Source organism: Thermobacillus composti KWC4, from assembly GCF_000227705.2.
In the GTDB taxonomy this organism is placed as follows: Bacteria; Bacillota; Bacilli; order Paenibacillales; family Paenibacillaceae; genus Thermobacillus; species Thermobacillus xylanilyticus.
Map to the genome: position 1 here is coordinate 1455402 of NC_019897.1, position 15409 is coordinate 1470810.

Here is a 15409-nt window from a genome sequence, read left to right on the forward strand (position 1 = left end):
ACGAAGGAGCCCGTGGGAAGGCGGGCTCCTTTTTGCGTGCGGGTCAGGCCGGTGCGCGGCGTTTGTTCCGTCCGCGCTGAATCAGGCGATCCGCGATGCAGCCGATCAGCGCGTAGGTGACCAGCGTCAGCGCATACAGGAGCAGGACGCTCGCCTCGTGGATGTCGACGAGCAGATCGGCCACCCATGCCGGCGGACTGAACATGAAGAAGACGAAATTGTGCGGATCGTACCCTGTATAATTGTACAGGCACAGCGCAAGCGCGATCAGGGTCATGACGATCGTGACGGGATATCGCATCGGGCGTGAGCCTCCTCTGCCGGGGCGGTTGCCCGGGATGGTTCTCGTGGTATATTATGTGTCCGAAGGCGCAAGGCCATGCGTTTCAGGGAGGGATACCGGGGTGATCACCCATATTGTATTGTTTCGTTTGAAAGACCGCAGTCCGGAGAACATCGAGCGCACGGCGGAAGTACTGCGCAGCATGGAAGGCAAGATCGACGAGCTGCTGTCGCTGGAGATCGGCGTCGACGTGCTGCGTTCCGGCCGGTCGTATGATATCGCGCTCACCGCGAAGTTTGATTCGTTGGAAGCGCTGGGCGCCTACCAGGTTCACCCCGTCCATCAGGAGATTGTCCGGTACATGAGCGAAGCCGGCGAAGCGTCCGTCTCCGTCGACTACGAGACCAATTAGAGGGAGCAGGTGCGGCAGCATGCGTGACGTCTACGAAATGATGACCTATCTGCTGGTCATCATCATCAGCTGCATCGTCATGACGGTCTGGCTGAAACGCAAGGCGCGGAAGCGCAAATCGCAGTAACGGAGGAACGATCAGGTGTATTACGTCAATCGCGAACAGATCGACCATCGTCTGAATGCGCTGCCCGACGTTGCCGATGCGCTCGAGACGCTGGCGGCCGATTGGCAGGGCACGGTTCTGCAGGGGCTCGCGCAGGAACGCGCGCTGCACCTGGCCGTCGAGATTGTGACGGATGTCGGCAGCTATCTGATCGACGGCTTCATCATGCGCGATGCGAGCAGTTATGAAGACATTATCGATATCATCGGCGAAGAAGGCGTGTTTCCGGCCGAACGCAAAGCGCCGCTCGCCGAGCTGGTCCGGCTGCGCAAGCCGCTGGTGCAGGATTATTGGCAGTGGGATCGCGCCGCGCTCCATCCGCTGACGCCGCGGATTCCGGACGTGCTGCGCGCGTTCAGGCAGGACGTCGTGTCGTATCTCGAACGTGAACTCGGGTAAGCCCGCTTAAGCCCAAACATGCCGCCGGTCAAGCGATCGGCGTTTTTTGTCGATTTACGAATGACGCCGTGTAAGGTACAATATCAATATTCAAACATCGCAGGACGTACGGAGGTGGGCGCATTGGCGGTGAAGAGCGGCAAGGAGCGGCCGCCCGGTGAAGTCCAGCGGCATGACGGTCCGACCCGGCAGACGGTGCTCAAGCTGCTGAAGACCCGGGGGTCGGCGACGGCCGGCGAATTGGCGCGCGAGCTCGGACTGACCGAGATGGCCGTCAGGCGCCACCTGGCGGCGCTGGAGCGCGACGGGTACGCGGCGGCGAAACCGGTGAGACAGCCGATGGGCCGTCCGGCCTACGTCTACGAACTGACGGCGGAAGCGGAGCAATTCTTTCCGAAGAACTATCATTTGCTGGCACTGGATCTGCTCGATTTGATGGAGCAGGAAGAGGGTCAGAAAGGCGCGGCGGCCCGGATGTTCGAAGCACGCCGGAAGATGCTGTACAACCGGCATGCCGCGCGGATGGCGGGCAAGCCGCTGCCGGAGCGGATCGGCGAGCTGGCGTCCATCCAGAACGACGGCGGCTATATGGTCGAAGTCGAGACCGCGTCCGAACGGGAATATCTGCTTCACGAATACAACTGTCCGATCGCCCAGGTCGCCGCGCGCTACGAGCAGGCGTGCAGCTGCGAGCTCGCGCTGTTCCGCGATCTGCTGGAGGCGGATGTCGAGCGGATCGAATGCCTCGCCAAAGGCGGCAACAAATGCACTTATCGCATATCGGTTGAATAATATTGGACGGTTGCGGCGGGAGAAGTTCTCCCGCCGTTTTTTGTTTCTTGGTACGCAAAACGAAGGAGCCGCCGAAAAAGGCGGCTTAATCCGTTTTGCTTCCTGGTACGCAATACGACCGCGCTTCTCGCGTAAGAAGCGCATTTTCGTTTTGCTTGTGTCAAGACAAGCGCCCGCTGACTATAATGGCTATACGAATTGGGCATTCGTCCAGAAATGCGGCCGAAGGGAGGGGCGGAAATGGCGGAATGGAGCGCCGCCGTCGCGGCGGCATCGTTCGTCGTCCTGACGATTGCGCTGCTGGTCGCGCTGCGCGGCCTCATGAAGCGGCTCAACCGGTTCGAACAGACGATCCGCAGCATCGAGGCCGAAGCCGTGCCGCTGCTGCGTGAAATCCGCGGGCTTGCGGCGGAAGCCGGACAGGTGATGCGGCGTACGGGCCGGCAGGTGGAACGGTTGGACCGGCTGCTGGATGCGGCGCAGCAGTGGGAAGGAGCCGTCCGGCGCTCCGCGTCGACGGTCAGCCGGATAACCGAAGCGGTCGATCGCGCAGCAAGCGCCCATGTCGAACAGGCCATCCTAAGCGGCCGGGTGCGGATCGGCGAGACGCTCGACTGGGCCGAACTCGGCTGGTCCGTCTGGAAATGGTGGCAGACGAAGCGCGCAGCCGCCGCCAACCCGGACCGCATGGCGGACGATATGCGCGATCCGGAATGAAAGGAGCGACAAGCTTATGGCGACGAAACGCGAAATCAAAGGTTTTCTGATCGGAACGGCCGCGGGCGCGGCCATCGGAGCGGTCACGGCGCTGCTCCTCGCCCCGAAGGAAGGCAAGGCGCTGCGCAAGGACATTGCCGAAGGCGCGCGGCAGACGGTGAAGGCGGCCGGCGAAGCCGGCGAGAAAGCCGGCAAGTTCGCGGCTGAACTGTTCGATGCCGCGGCCGTATGGCGCCGGAAGAAGCGGGAGGATGCGGAGCAGGCGGGCGCGCCGGAAGAGAAAGCGGAAGTCTCCATAACCGCTGACGGCCCTGAGGATTCGGACGGGACGCTTCGGGAAGAAGCGGTCTGAAGCCGCGGCCGGACGGGGAATCAAGGCTCCTCCGGCCGTCGCTTCGCATTGCGGTAATCGGTCGGCGAAAGCCCGCTCCATCTGCGGAACTGCTTCGAGAAGTAGAGCGGATCGCCGAAGCCGACCGATGACGCGACCTGCTCGATGGGCAGCGCCGTCATCAGCAGCGATGCGGCGCGTTCCATGCGGATCTTCAGCAAATATTGCTTCGGCGAAAGTCCGACCGCCCGCCTGAACATCGTGGAGAAATGGGTGCGGTGATAGCCGAACGAACGCGCCAGCCGGTCGATCGAGATCGGCTGCGCGTAGTTGGTGGACAGCAGGCGCACGGCCTGCGCGATCTGCCGCTCCATGTCCGAGCGGCTTTCCGCCGCGGCATGCGCCGCCGATGCCGCTCCGTAGGCGGCGAGGAGCAGCCGCAGATAACCGGCGCTCTCCAGATCCGCAAGCTGCGGCGACTCGGCGCGTTCGAGCAGCGTCCGGATGCGGCGCAAGAGCGGCAGCGCCCTGCGGGCGGCGCCGCGGATGACGGGCCGGTCCGTCGTCACACCGATCTTGCCCAGCAGGCCGTATGCCGCCGTTCCGGTGAACGCCACCCAGGCGTAGCGCCACGGATCGTTTGCGTCGGCCTCGTAGCTGAACAGTTCGCCGGGGAAGATGACGAACGTGTCCCCCGCCTTGCATTCGAACGTCTGTCCTCCGGCGACGAACAGGCCGCTGCCGGAGATGACCGTATGGATCAGGTAGTAATCGTGGACCGCCGGGCCGATCTTGTGCCCCCCGACAGGATCGCCTTCTCCGCAGAAAATGACGGAAAGTTCGCCGGATCCGGGAGCGGGATTGACGCCCAGCAGAAAACGGGTATGATCCGTGAGCAATGCCGACGACTCCTTGATGCCGAATATGCTGCGTACCTGATGATAGCGGAGCGCCGGACATTTGTCCATATGCGCCGCACGGCTTCCGCTTGCGCGGCCGCGCCCGTCCTCCGCGCCCAAGCCGCGTCAAATCCGCTTCGGCGCAGGTACGTTTCCTCCCGCCCCGTCATACTGTATGGTTGACGGCATAAGGCGGAATGATGACGAGGAAAGCGGTGTATTTGTGCGACAACCGATTGCGATACTGGATTCCGGAGTGGGCGGGCTGACGGTCGTCAAAGAGGTGATGCGTCAGCTTCCGCGGGAGAGGATCATCTACTTCGGGGATACGGGGCGCGCGCCTTACGGTCCCCGGCCGGCAGAAGAGGTCATCCGGTTCACGCGGGAAATCGTCGATTTCCTGGCCAGATTCGACCCGAAACTGATCGTCGTGGCCTGCAACACGGCAACCGCATATGCGCTGGAAGCGATCCGTCCGCACGTGAAGGCGCCCGTCGTCGGCGTCATCCGGCCCGGGGCGCGGGCTGCCGTCAAGCGGACGACGACGGGGACGATCGGCGTCATCGGCACGGAAGGCACGATCCGGAGCGGCGCCTACGAACGGGTGCTCAAATCGCTGTCGCCCCGCATCCAGGTGGTCAGCCTGGCTTGTCCGATGTTCGTGCCGATCGTGGAGCGGGGAGCGTTCCAGTCCCCCGAGACGTACCGCATCGTGGCCGAGACGCTGAAGCCGCTGCGCCGCACCCCGATCGACACGCTGATTCTCGGCTGCACGCACTATCCGTTCCTGGCGGACGCCATTTCGGCCGCGATGGGACCGGATATCGCGCTGATCAGCTCGGCGCAAGAGACGGCGCGCGACATCAGCACGATGCTGCAGGAGTCGGGCCGGCTGTCCGAGTGGACGGATGTGCCCGTCCATCATTTTTATTGCAGCGGCGATCCGGAGCTGTTCCAGACGATTGCCCGGCAATGGCTGAAGGAACAGACGGCCGGCGTGCCGATTGTCTGGCGGGTGCCGTGCATCCGTTGAACTTCCGGTTGAACTTCGCGGGCCGGTTCATTACAATAGAATGAAGCGCGGCCGGACAGCCCGGCGGCTTCCGTCTGGAAACGGCCGCACCGCAGCGAAGGGACGGATCACGGATGAAATGCAAAATTTCCCGCAATGCCGCCAAGGTATTGCTTGCCGAGCTGAACAAGCCGGAGCACGAGGGCAAGAAGCTTCGCGTCTACGTGACGCACCGCCATGGCGATCACGCGCATTACGGCCTGGCGCTCGATACGCCGACCGACTCGGATGTCGTGGTGACGACCGACAAGGGGATCGACGTCATTCTGGACAAGAACGAGCCGTTCCTGGACGGCGTGCGGATCGACTATTTCTACCTGCCGCAGGAAGGGTTCCAGATTACGAATCCGTCCAAGGGCAGCCACGGCGATCACTAGCCGGCAGGGACGGGAAGAAGCGGAAGCATAAGTCATGGCCAACGATATCCGCATCTGCGACAAGTGCAGATATATCCGGGTGAAGACGCTGCTGCCGAAGCTGAAGAAGCTGGCGCCCGATGCCGACATCAGGGTCGGGTGCAAAAACTACTGCGGCCCCTGCTCCCGGAAAGCGTTCATCTACGTCAATGGAAGGTACGTCACCGCGCAGACCGAAGATGAAGCGGTTGCGAAAGCAAAGGCATTCATCAAACCGTAAGGAGAAAAGGCGAAGATCAGCCGAACCGATCGGCGGTCTTCGCCTTTGTACTTGCGGCTTCCGCATGGCGCCATTTGTCGATCAGACCGTGTTCCACGACGCGCGCGGAAGCAACGATCTCTTCCTCCGCCGCGGATTTCGCGGCTTCACAGCGCGATCCGGGAAGCGGATCTCCGGTCTGCGCGTCGTAACAGAGGCCGCCGCCTTCTTCCGGGGGACGGGCGGTGTAATAGAGCTGTCCGTCCGTGAACGAGCCGTTGCGGAAGACGATGAGGCGTTCGCCGGCGGATGCGTTATGTTCCCGGTCGGCAAGCAGCGGCAAACCGGCCATGACCCGCGAGCCGGTGTCCATGCCGAGCAGATGGAGAATCGTCGGCGCGATATCGAGCTGACCGCCCGGCTCGGACCGGACTTCGCCGCCCATGGCGCCGTCCGGCAGATGGAGGATGAGCGGAACTTCGCGCATCAGCAGAAGCCGTTCGGCCGGCTTGAGCGGCCGGCCGAGAAACAGCTCGTACTGCGGCCATTCCGCGATCGAATTGTCGTGGTCGCCGTAAATGACGACGATCGAATCGTCCCACAGGCCGCTCGCTTTCAACCGGTCGACAAATTCGCCGAGCGCCGCGTCGGCGTAATGGACGGCGGCCAGATAATTGCCGAATATCGTGCCCTCGAATTCGCCGGCGTCGAACGAGCCGGCGGACGCGGGCAGGGCGTAGGGATGATGGCTGGAGAGCGTCACGAGAAAAGCGTAGAACGGCTGTTTCAGCCGTTCGATCCGCTCGGCGGATTGACGCAGGAACGACCGGTCGCCGAGCGACCAGCCGAGCGGCTCGTCCAGCACAAAATGTTTCTTGCTGTAGAACGCGTCGAAACCGATCCGGTCGTACATGACGTTCCGGTTCCAGAAGCCGCCGTCATACGCGTGGAACGCGGCCGTCGCATAGCCCGCTTCTTTCAGCATGCCGGGCAGACAGTCGTAGGCCCGGTCGGCATGGCGGATGTAGACGGACCCCGAGGCCAGCGGATGCAGGGAACATTGCGCCGCGAATTCGGCATCCGAGGTCCGGCCTTGCGCCGTCTGGTGGTAGAACCGTTCGAAATAGACGCTCTCCCCGAGCAGCTCGTTCAGCCGCGGCGTGACCGGCTGCCCGTTCCATTCCCGGCCGATGACGAAGGACTGCAGCGCTTCGACCTGGATCATGATGACGTTCTTGCCGCTGTACGCGCCGTAGCGGTCATCGCGGGACAACGCCTCCCTGGCCTTGCCGCGCTGGGCGAACCAATCGGCCGATTCGGCTTCCGCTTCCGCGGCGAGCGGCATGCTGGCGTACTGGCGCTTCATATACTGGTAAGCGTCATAGGCGTGAAACCCGTACAGCCCGACCACATTGTAGATCGACACGTTCCACCAGTCGGCGCCGAACAGTCCCTTGGCCCAGCCGGTTCTGGCCTCGTGGATCGGCAAGGCGGTCATCAGGAAGCCGGCGGCGCAGACGGCCGCGCAGACGGCGCGGCGCGTGCCCGCGCGTTTGCCGCGCTTGCGCGCAAGCTTAAGCCACGGCAGCAGGGCGGCGACCGGCCAATCGAGGAAGAGAAGCGCGTCATTCGGTTCGAGCAAAGCCGCGATGCTGCCGCCGAGCGAGCCGACCTGCCGCGCCTGGAGCAGCACCGGCACGGAGATCAGATCCTGGAAATAGCGAAAATAAAGCAGATCGGCATACAAAATCAGCGTCAAGAGGATGTTCAGCGCGGCGAGCGACACGAGCCGGGCCCGAACCGGCAGCAGCAGCGTCCAGCCGGACAGCAGCAGGAGCGTGCCGGCCGCGATGACGGCGTCGGCGGCATCCATCTCCATATACTGAACATCGATCCAATTGTTGAACAGCGCAAGCTTCACCAGCATCGCCGGAACGAACAGCGGCAGGCCGGATCGAAGGACGGCCGGCAGCAAGCGCGGCGCCCGATCCCGCAGCAGCCGAAGCAAGTTGATCATGGTTGCAGACACGTGAATCCTTTCGCCTCTTCGTTGCTTAAACTTCGCTTCCGTATCGGACCGGACAGCGATACAATCCATTATGGGCGATTGCATGCGGATTAGACAAGGGTCAGGGGACTTGAATGCGAAGGAGGAACCCCAAATGTGGAATGCGGAAGACTATGTGAACCGGCTGTTCGGCGCCGATCCGGATCTGGAGCGCGCGGCGAAAGGCATCCGGGAGGCGGGCATGCCGGAAATCTCGGTCGCGCCGGGGTACGGCCGGCTGTTGACCATTCTCGCCGGAGCGTCCGGCGCCCGGGATGCGCTGGAGATCGGGGCGCTCGGCGGGGTGAGCGGCATTTGCATCGCCCGCGGCCTCAAGGAAGGCGGCAAGCTGACTTCGCTCGAGATCAAGCCCGAATACGCGGCGATCGCCCGGTCCCACGTGGAAGCCGCGGGGCTGGGCGATCGCGTGGAGTACCGGATCGGCGATGCGCTTCAGTCGCTTGAGGAGCTGGCAGGGGAAGGCCGGCGGTTCGATTTCTTTTTCATCGATGCGGACAAGGGACGGTATCCCGACTATCTGGAATGGGCCATCCGGCTGGCGCGGCCGGGCGCGGTCATCACGGCGGACAATGTGCTGCTCCGCGGAAGGGTGGGCGATCCCGGAGCGCAGGGGCCGTCCGTCGCCGCCATGCGGACGTTCAATGACCGGCTGGCCCATGACCCGCGCCTTGTCGCGACGATACTGCCGGGCTACGACGGTCTTGCCGTCGCTTTCGTGAAGGAAGTGTGAGCGACGAGCGCCGAGTTGAGCATCAGGAGGACGGCTGACAGCAGGAACAGCCCTTTGATGCCGAGCAGGCTGCTCGTCAGCCCGCCGAACACCGGGCCGGCCATGTTGCCGAGGCTGAGCATGCTGCTGTTGAAGCTGTAGGCCCGGCTCTCCATCCCTTCCGGCGTATGCCTCCGGATGAGGGCGTTCACGCTCGGCACAAGCCCGCCGAGGAACAGGCCGAGCAGGAAGCGGGCGGCCAGCAGCTGCCATACCGCGCCGACGAACGCCTGCGGGATGAACATGATACCGGCGCCGGCAAGCGAGAACCCGAGCACGCGGTGGGCGCCGATCCGGTCGCTCAGCCTGCCGAGCAGCGGCGCTGCCAGCATGTTCGAGATGCCGGTCACCGCGCCGACCGTCCCGGACCAGAACGCGAGGTTCGCCGTGCCGTGCAGTTCCTGCACGAACAGCGGAATGAGCGACTGCGTGTTCATGAGCGAGAACTGGATCAGGAAGGTGACGCTGAGCAGCACCATGAGCGGACGGATGCCGCGCAGCGCTTTCCAGCCCTGCAAGACCGAGATTTGCGGCGCGGCCGCCGCTTTCTCCCGATCGAACTTCTCGCGCACGAGGAAGAGCGCCAGCAGCGACGCGCAGAACAAGAGTCCGCCCGTAATGTAGAAGAACGGACGGAAACCGAACTGATCCGCGAACGCGCCGCCCATGAGCGGCCCCATTACCGTGCCGGCGATCAGGCCGGACTGGATGACCCCCATCGCGAACCCCATTTTCTCCTTCGGCGTCGTCGCCGAGACGAGCGCGACGGCCGCCGGATTGAACCCCGAGATCGTTCCGTTGAGCAGCCGCAGCGCCAGCAGATGCCAGGGCTCGGTCGCGAATCCCATGAGCACCGTAACCGTCGCCATGCCGAAGCCGGAGCGCAGCAGCATCACTTTGCGGCCGTGCCGGTCGGCGAGCCGGCCCCAGATCGGCTGGAACAGGAACGCCGTGACGAAGTTCCCCGCAAAGATGATGCCGGTCCATTCGGCGATCTCATGCTCGTCGCGCAGACCGAAGTCGGACTGGAGATAGAGCGACAGGAACGGCATGATCATCGTCATGCCGGCCAGGGTGAGAAATTGTCCGAACCAAAGTACGATGAGATTGATTTTCCACTGTGGCATGATTCCGCCGCCTTTCACATCCTTAACTATACCACATTCGGCGGAGTCAGGCGGCGGAAGGCGCGACAAAAACCGCGCGGCCGGACGGCCGGATGACGGCCCGTCACCGGGCTCCGGCCGGCTCCGCCCGGCGGGAAGCGGCTTTCGAGAGCGCGACGCTGACCTCGTAGAGCAGCAGCAGCGGCACGATGACGATGATATCCGACACGATGTCGGGCGGCGTAATGCTGACGGCGACGATGACGAGGATGAAATAGGCGGATTTCCGCATCCTGGCGAGCCGCGCCGGATTCAGCACGCCGATCCGGGTAAGGAACAGTAGGGCGGCGGGCAGTTCGAACAGGAAACCGAACGGCACGGTCATATGGATCATGAAGGTGAAATATTTCTGGGCCGTGTATAACGTTTCGAACTGCTCAGCCGCCATCCGGTTCATGAAGTCGAGCATCACCGGGAAGAGCACGAAATACCCGAAGGCGAGCCCGGCGAGGAAGAGCAGCGCCAGCGCCGGGATATAGAAGGCCGTCCGGCGGCGCACCCGGCCTCCCAGCGCCGGGCTGACGAACCGCCACGCATGCCAGGCCGCCACCGGCATCGTGACGGTGAGCGCGGCGACGCCGGAGAGCAGCAGGTAAACCCACAGCACGTCCGACGGGCCGAGCACGACGAGTTTGTCGTCCAATCCGCGGACGAGCCAGTCATATAGGTCCCGCACATAGAGGAAGGCGGCCGCCATCGAGGCGAGGAACGACAGCAGCGTGCGGATCAGCCGGGTGCGCAGCTCGCCGAGATGGCCGATGACGCTCATGCTGTTCGGGTCCTGCCGCCCGCTCATTGCGCCCCACCGCGGACGGCGGGCGCCGCTTCTGCGGGAGACGCGCTGCCGGCTTTCGCATCCGATGCGCCGGAGGACTCAGCCGCCGCACTTGCCGCCGACCCGTCCCGCGCATCCGTCATGCCGGTCGCGGCAGCCGGCGCATGCCGCGGTGCAGACGGCTTCCCGCCGGGTGCTTCCGCATCCCTGGCATCCTCCTCGTCCGTCCCGCCGCCGACAAGTCCGCGGGTCGCACGCTTGAACTCGCTGAGTGTCCGGCCGAACGCGCGGCCGAGCTCGGGCAGCTTCGACGGCCCGAAAATGATGAGCGCGATGATCAGAATCAGGATCAGGCCGCCGACGCCGATGTTGCCGAAGGGCATGGATCGTCAACTCCTTCATGTCGGAATCATCCGCCGAAGCGGAAACCGGTGATCGCCACGACGCCCGCGCGCGCCTTCGCATCGCCGGGACGGTGCGGCCAGCGGCTCGTCGGATTGGCAAGGTCTTTCGTCTCTTCGCCCGGATGCTGGACCGAGAGGAACAGCGTCCGCTCGTCCGGTGTGAAGAACGGGCCGGTCAGCTCGCATTCCACCGGGCCGGAAGCGAACTGCAGCGCGACGCCCTTCGACGGGCCGTGGGTCGGGATGACGAACAGGCCGTTGTTCATGAACGTCTTGTGCACCCCTTTGTTCTGGCTGCTGCTCGAAATGTCCGTCACGACCCACAGATTGCCGTTCGAATCGAAGGCGAGATTGTCGGGGGAGCTGAAACCGGACTGCCGGCCGCCCGCCGCGAATATTTCAAAGTCGAACTCCAGCGCGCCGAGGTCATTGTCCGCCTCGAAAATGCGCGTGATATGGCCGTGAATGTTCCCGTGTGAGTCGTTGTTCGTATGGCAGATGAAAACGGTGTTGTCGAACGGAGAAATCTCGATGTCTTCCGGCCGGTCGGTCGGCGTGCCGCCGACGAGCCGCGCCGCTTCGTGGCAGTTCGTCACGACGTCGCCCTGGTGGTTCCATTTTTTCAGTTCTTCCGGCTTGTCTTCGAGCGCCTTGCGCACGTTCTCGATCGTCACCGGCACCCATTTGCCGGACTTCAGGTTGGCGACATAGAGCGTCCCGTCTTCGAGCAGGGCGGAGTTGCGGCGGCCGAGCGCGGGATTGTATTTGCCCTTGCTGATGAACTTGTATACGCAGGCGTCCTTCTTGTCATCCCCCATGTAGACGACGACGCGCCCGTCGTTCGCCAGCCCCATCGCCGTATTCTCGTGATTGAAGCGGCCGAGCGCCGTATGTTTCTTCCGGTACGACGCGTCGAACGGATCGATCTCGACGACCCAGCCGTAATGTTCGAGCGGCAGGTTCGACGCTTTCGCCGTATCTTCGAAGTTCTCCTCGCACGACAGGACGGTGTTCCAGAGCGTCACGCCGCCGGAGCAGTTCGCGAACGTCCCCTGCACCGTCCGCGCGCTGCCGACTGCGGAAGTGCCTGCGGCCGGACCGGTCAGTTCGAAGCTCGTGAAGCCGTCGATGCGCCGCGCATAGCGGGAGGTCGTGTCCATTCTCCATGCGCCGTCCGACCCGCGCCGTACTTCGATGACGGACATGCCGAGGTATTGCAGGTTTTTCTTCACCTGCTCCGGCGTCATTTTGCCATCCTTCACCGGTCCGATGCTGAAAATGCTGGTGTATTCATGGTTCGTGACGAGCAGGCCGTGCTCATTCGACCCGTCGATCGGGAAAAACGCGTTGTAGTCCGCCCCGTCGCCGAACCGCTCGCCGGCCGCGTTGATGACGTCGTCCATGGCGGCCACGACGTCGTAGCGATAGCCCGGCGGCAGGATGAGTTCGTCTTCCTTCGACGGCGATATCGGCTCGAAGAACCCGGTGACGCGGTTCGTTTTGAAGCCGAACAGATGGTCCGCCGTCCCCGTCGCGGCCGACGCCTTGCCTTCCAGGGCGCCGAGGCCGGCGGATGCCGCAGCCAGCGCTGCCGCCCCCGTTCCGAGATAGGACAGAAACGTTCTGCGGTCGATGGGCTTGTCGTTCATGTGGACACGCTCCTTGCACGGTGGTTTTTGCGATCTTGCGAGACAAGCGTAAGACGGCAAGGTCAAGCGGAGATCATGGTGAAATGAAGATTTTGTAAACTTGCCGTTTTCAACGTTTTCATGGCGGATTGATTCGCCGGCGAAGATCAGGTACAGTAAAACGAGATGATTTGCATTTCGAGGAGGGAACGGCATGGAAACGAAGCGTGCGGCGGGCGTCCGGCTTGTCGTCTCGTTTGCGGCGGGATTGCTGCTGTACGCGGGCGCCATGCCGGGGCCCCCCGCGGATGCGCGCGAAGCGGATGCGTCCGGGGCGGACATCTGGACTGACGCCGCGCGGGACAAGCTGGGCCCGTCCGTCAGGCAGACGCCGGCGCCGGCGCAGGACGGACCGGGCGCCGCGGCGCTCCGCCCGGACGGCGGAAGAGCGCATGTCCGGCAGACCGATTCCGGGTCGCCGGTGAAGCCCGATGAGCCGAAGATCGTCGATCTTCGGCTCGGCCTGCTCGCGCCGCTGAAATTTGCGACGAATTACGTGGACGGTTCATCCGCCGGGCAATACTCGTCATGACCCGATCGGAAAGAACCTTACAGATTCCATGCGATAAGATGGAGGAACGACCTGACCGATGAACAAGAGCCGTTTTCTCGGATTGATTTTGACCATACTGATCTCCCTCGTGGTGGTGGGGATCACATCGCCGACCGTGCTCAAAGGCATCAAGCTGGGCCTTGATCTGCAAGGCGGCTTTGAAATTTTGTATGAAGCGGAGCCGCTCAATGAGGGCGGCGTGGTGACGAAGGAGGCGCTGCGCCAGACGGCGAAGAGCCTGATGAAGCGGGCCGACCAGTACGGCGTGGCGGAACCGGAAATTGTGCCCGAAGGATCCAACCGGATCCGCGCGCGCATCGCCGGCGTGTCCGACGAGGCGACTGTGCGCGAGATCATGAAGAAGCCGGCCGAACTGACGTTCCGCGGTCCGGACGGCAAGATCGAACTGGACGGCAGCGACTTCAAGGAAGGAGCCGCCAAGGTCGCTTACGATGAACTGAACCGGCCGATCATTCTGGTTGAAGTGAAACAGAAGGACAGGCTTGCCGACGTCTCGAAACGGCTCCTCGGCCAGCCGCTGTCCATTTACCTGGACGACCAGCTGATATCGTCTCCGATCGTCCAGGCCGTGCTGACGGACGGCAAGGCGACGATTTCCGGCAGCTATTCACTTGAAGAAGCGAGGGAACTGGCCGAGATCATCAATCTGGGCGCGCTGCCGCTCAAACTGACGGAGAAGTACACGCAGTCCGTCGGGGCGACGCTCGGCAAGCAATCGCTCGAGCAGACGGTCTACGCCGGCATCCTTGCGACGATCTTCATCCTGCTGTTCATGATGGTCGTCTACCGGCTGCCCGGCGTCATCGCCAGCGTCACGCTCATCGTGTACAACTGGGGCATCCTGCTCATCTATTACTGGATGCATGCGACGCTGACGCTGCCCGGCATCGCGGCGTTCGTGCTCGGCGTCGGCATGGCCGTCGACGCAAACATCATTACGGCGGAACGGATCCGAGAAGAAATGCGCTCCGGCAAGTCGCTGCTGTCGGCGCTCAAGTCCGGCTCGCGCAACTCGCTCCGGACGATCGTTGACGCGAACCTGACGACGACGCTCGCCGGCGCCGTGCTCTATTTCGTCGGCACCGGGGCCATTCAGGGCTTCGCCCTCATGCTCATCCTGAGCAACGTGTTCAGCATGGTGACGAACGTCGCGTTCTCGCGCTTCATGCTGAACCTGCTCGTGCGAAGCGGCGTGTTCTCGAAACCCGGTTTCTTCAATGTCAAAGAGAAGGACATTCGTCCGCTCTCCGAGAAAAAATCGTTCGATGACGAGCATTACTATCGCATCTTCGACTTCGTCAAGCACCGGAAAATCTTCTTCTCCATCTCGTCGGCGCTGACGATTGCCGGCATCGTGTCGCTGCTTGCGTTCGGCTTCAACTACGGCGTTGACTTCAAGGCGGGCACGAGCATGGACATCGCCGTCGGCAAGGCGGTGACGCAGGCCGAAGCGGAATCGGTGCTTCAGGATGCCGGTTTCAAGCCGGAGTCGGTCGTCGTCGGCGGAGGAGGCGAGCGCGTCTCGATCCGGTTCGACCGGGTGCTGGAGGCCGAGAAGGGCGAAGCGAACCAGGTGCTGACCGCGTTCCGCGACCGCTTCGGCGATCAGGTGTCGGCGGAGGAGAACACGGTCGACCCGGTCATCGCGCAGGAGCTGGGCATCCGGGCGATCATCTCGATCCTCGTCGCCAGCGTCGGCATCATCCTGCTCATCATGTTGCGCTTCGAATGGCGGTTCGCGGTGGCCGGCATCGTCGCGCTGCTGCATGACGCGTTCCTTGTTGTGACCGTATTTTCACTGTTCAGGCTGGAAGTCAACCTGACGTTCATCGCGGCCATCCTGACGATTATCGGTTACTCGATCAACGACACAATTGTTGTCTTCGACCGGATCCGCGAGAACATGCGGTTCGCGAAACTGCGCACGTTCGACGATCTGTGCCGGCTCGTGAACGTGAGCATGTCGCAGACGCTCGTCCGCTCGATCAACACGGGATTGCAGGTGCTCGTGGCGTCGCTGCTTCTCTTGCTGTTCGGCGGTGAATCGATCCGCCTGTTCTCGCTGGCGATGACGCTCGGCATGGCGTTCGGCATGTATTCGTCGATCTATATCGCCGCCCAGCTCTGGGTCGTCCTGAAGTGGCACGCGATGCAGCGGAAGCCTGCGGCTCCGGCGGCGGAGACGGCCTGAAGCCCCGGGGGAAATGTCATCGAATTGTCATCGAAAACGCTGCCGGGCCGGTTGTTGCGCCGGGATGAAACGGGCATAATGAGAGGAA

Annotated in this window: 17 protein-coding genes and 1 pseudogene; 11 read left to right on the plus strand and 7 right to left on the minus strand. The window is 63.2% G+C overall.

All coding sequences use genetic code 11. From position 1 onward, the window contains the following. Nucleotides 1-43: 43 nt before the first annotated feature. Entirely contained in the window at nt 44-301 is a 258-nt protein-coding gene (locus THECO_RS06735; RefSeq protein ID WP_015254293.1) for a hypothetical protein, read from the minus strand. A gap of 103 nt (nt 302-404) precedes the next feature. Here THECO_RS06735 and THECO_RS06740 point away from each other — a divergent pair, with 103 nt between their 5' ends. The 5 genes from THECO_RS06740 (at nt 405) to THECO_RS20480 (ending at nt 3121) form a co-directional block, all read left to right on the plus strand. Beyond that, a complete protein-coding gene (locus tag THECO_RS06740; RefSeq protein ID WP_015254294.1) occupies nt 405-695 on the plus strand; it encodes a Dabb family protein in 291 nt (96 codons plus the stop codon). Nucleotides 696-837: 142 nt separating this feature from the next. Beyond that, entirely contained in the window at nt 838-1260 is a 423-nt protein-coding gene (locus THECO_RS06745; RefSeq protein ID WP_015254296.1) for a DUF86 domain-containing protein, read from the plus strand. Between the two features lie 123 nt (nt 1261-1383). After that, a complete protein-coding gene (locus THECO_RS06750; RefSeq protein ID WP_015254297.1) occupies nt 1384-2052 on the plus strand; it encodes a helix-turn-helix transcriptional regulator in 669 nt (222 codons plus the stop codon). A gap of 240 nt (nt 2053-2292) precedes the next feature. Further along, complete coding sequence (locus tag THECO_RS06755) at nt 2293-2769, plus strand: DUF948 domain-containing protein (protein WP_015254298.1); 477 nt, start codon at nt 2293-2295, stop codon at nt 2767-2769. A gap of 16 nt (nt 2770-2785) precedes the next feature. Beyond that, nucleotides 2786-3121 carry a YtxH domain-containing protein gene (locus tag THECO_RS20480; protein ID WP_015254299.1) on the plus strand — a complete coding sequence of 112 codons (336 nt, stop codon included), beginning with the start codon at nt 2786-2788 and terminating at the stop codon, nt 3119-3121. Between the two features lie 20 nt (nt 3122-3141). Here THECO_RS20480 and THECO_RS06765 read toward each other — a convergent pair whose 3' ends face one another. After that, nucleotides 3142-4068, minus strand: coding sequence for an AraC family transcriptional regulator (locus THECO_RS06765; protein WP_157373541.1), 927 nt, complete (start codon nt 4066-4068; stop codon nt 3142-3144). Nucleotides 4069-4222: 154 nt separating this feature from the next. Here THECO_RS06765 and racE point away from each other — a divergent pair, with 154 nt between their 5' ends. The 3 genes from racE (at nt 4223) to THECO_RS06780 (ending at nt 5707) form a co-directional block, all read left to right on the plus strand. Next, nucleotides 4223-5032 (plus strand): glutamate racemase, encoded by an 810-nt coding sequence (gene racE, locus THECO_RS06770; protein WP_015254301.1) that lies wholly within the window; start codon nt 4223-4225, stop codon nt 5030-5032. 113 nt (nt 5033-5145) lie between these two features. Beyond that, nucleotides 5146-5448, plus strand: a complete 303-nt coding sequence (locus THECO_RS06775; RefSeq protein WP_015254302.1) for a heme biosynthesis protein HemY — start codon at nt 5146-5148, stop codon at nt 5446-5448. Nucleotides 5449-5482: 34 nt separating this feature from the next. Continuing rightward, nucleotides 5483-5707: a DUF1450 domain-containing protein gene (locus tag THECO_RS06780; protein ID WP_015254303.1), complete on the plus strand. Its 225-nt coding sequence runs from the start codon at nt 5483-5485 to the stop codon at nt 5705-5707. Nucleotides 5708-5723: 16 nt separating this feature from the next. On the opposite strand, the gene THECO_RS06785 is transcribed toward THECO_RS06780, so the two are convergent. Then, complete coding sequence (locus THECO_RS06785; RefSeq protein WP_015254304.1) at nt 5724-7715, minus strand: LTA synthase family protein; 1992 nt, start codon at nt 7713-7715, stop codon at nt 5724-5726. 133 nt (nt 7716-7848) lie between these two features. On the opposite strand from THECO_RS06785, the gene THECO_RS06790 reads away from it, so the two are divergent. Beyond that, the gene (locus THECO_RS06790) at nt 7849-8484 is read left to right on the plus strand and encodes an O-methyltransferase (RefSeq protein WP_015254305.1); all 636 of its coding nucleotides are present in this window, start codon (nt 7849-7851) and stop codon (nt 8482-8484) included. Here the strand turns inward: THECO_RS06790 and THECO_RS06795 are convergent. The 4 genes and pseudogenes from THECO_RS06795 to THECO_RS06810 form a co-directional block, all read right to left on the minus strand. Then, nucleotides 8445-9650 (minus strand): MFS transporter, encoded by a 1206-nt coding sequence (locus THECO_RS06795; RefSeq protein ID WP_015254306.1) that lies wholly within the window; start codon nt 9648-9650, stop codon nt 8445-8447. The two genes, THECO_RS06790 and THECO_RS06795, sit on opposite strands and share 40 nt — an antisense overlap. A 103-nt stretch (nt 9651-9753) precedes the next feature. Then, entirely contained in the window at nt 9754-10485 is a 732-nt protein-coding gene (tatC, locus tag THECO_RS06800) for a twin-arginine translocase subunit TatC (RefSeq protein ID WP_015254307.1), read from the minus strand. A 194-nt stretch (nt 10486-10679) separates the two neighbouring features. Continuing rightward, nucleotides 10680-10847: pseudogene (tatA, locus tag THECO_RS21450) on the minus strand (twin-arginine translocase TatA/TatE family subunit); the annotation flags it as partial. 26 nt (nt 10848-10873) lie between these two features. Continuing rightward, complete coding sequence (locus tag THECO_RS06810) at nt 10874-12517, minus strand: PhoX family protein (RefSeq protein WP_015254309.1); 1644 nt, start codon at nt 12515-12517, stop codon at nt 10874-10876. 193 nt (nt 12518-12710) lie between these two features. Here THECO_RS06810 and THECO_RS06815 point away from each other — a divergent pair, with 193 nt between their 5' ends. Beyond that, nucleotides 12711-13088 (plus strand): hypothetical protein, encoded by a 378-nt coding sequence (locus THECO_RS06815; RefSeq protein ID WP_015254310.1) that lies wholly within the window; start codon nt 12711-12713, stop codon nt 13086-13088. A 58-nt stretch (nt 13089-13146) separates the two neighbouring features. Further along, nucleotides 13147-15321 (plus strand): protein translocase subunit SecDF, encoded by a 2175-nt coding sequence (locus tag THECO_RS06820; protein ID WP_015254311.1) that lies wholly within the window; start codon nt 13147-13149, stop codon nt 15319-15321. The last annotated feature ends 88 nt before the right edge of the window (nt 15322-15409 follow it).

Coding starts and splice junctions, on each gene's coding strand:
- THECO_RS06735 (WP_015254293.1), bottom strand. CDS start 301: ATGCGATATCCCGTCACGATCGTCATGACCCTGATCGCGCTTGCGCTG.
- THECO_RS06755 (WP_015254298.1), top strand. CDS start 2,293: ATGGCGGAATGGAGCGCCGCCGTCGCGGCGGCATCGTTCGTCGTCCTG.
- THECO_RS20480 (WP_015254299.1), top strand. CDS start 2,786: ATGGCGACGAAACGCGAAATCAAAGGTTTTCTGATCGGAACGGCCGCG.
- THECO_RS06765 (WP_157373541.1), bottom strand. CDS start 4,068: ATGGACAAATGTCCGGCGCTCCGCTATCATCAGGTACGCAGCATATTC.
- THECO_RS06775 (WP_015254302.1), top strand. CDS start 5,146: ATGAAATGCAAAATTTCCCGCAATGCCGCCAAGGTATTGCTTGCCGAG.
- THECO_RS06780 (WP_015254303.1), top strand. CDS start 5,483: ATGGCCAACGATATCCGCATCTGCGACAAGTGCAGATATATCCGGGTG.
- THECO_RS06790 (WP_015254305.1), top strand. CDS start 7,849: ATGTGGAATGCGGAAGACTATGTGAACCGGCTGTTCGGCGCCGATCCG.
- THECO_RS06795 (WP_015254306.1), bottom strand. CDS start 9,650: ATGCCACAGTGGAAAATCAATCTCATCGTACTTTGGTTCGGACAATTT.
- tatC (WP_015254307.1), bottom strand. CDS start 10,485: ATGAGCGGGCGGCAGGACCCGAACAGCATGAGCGTCATCGGCCATCTC.
- THECO_RS06810 (WP_015254309.1), bottom strand. CDS start 12,517: ATGAACGACAAGCCCATCGACCGCAGAACGTTTCTGTCCTATCTCGGA.
- THECO_RS06815 (WP_015254310.1), top strand. CDS start 12,711: ATGGAAACGAAGCGTGCGGCGGGCGTCCGGCTTGTCGTCTCGTTTGCG.
- THECO_RS06820 (WP_015254311.1), top strand. CDS start 13,147: ATGAACAAGAGCCGTTTTCTCGGATTGATTTTGACCATACTGATCTCC.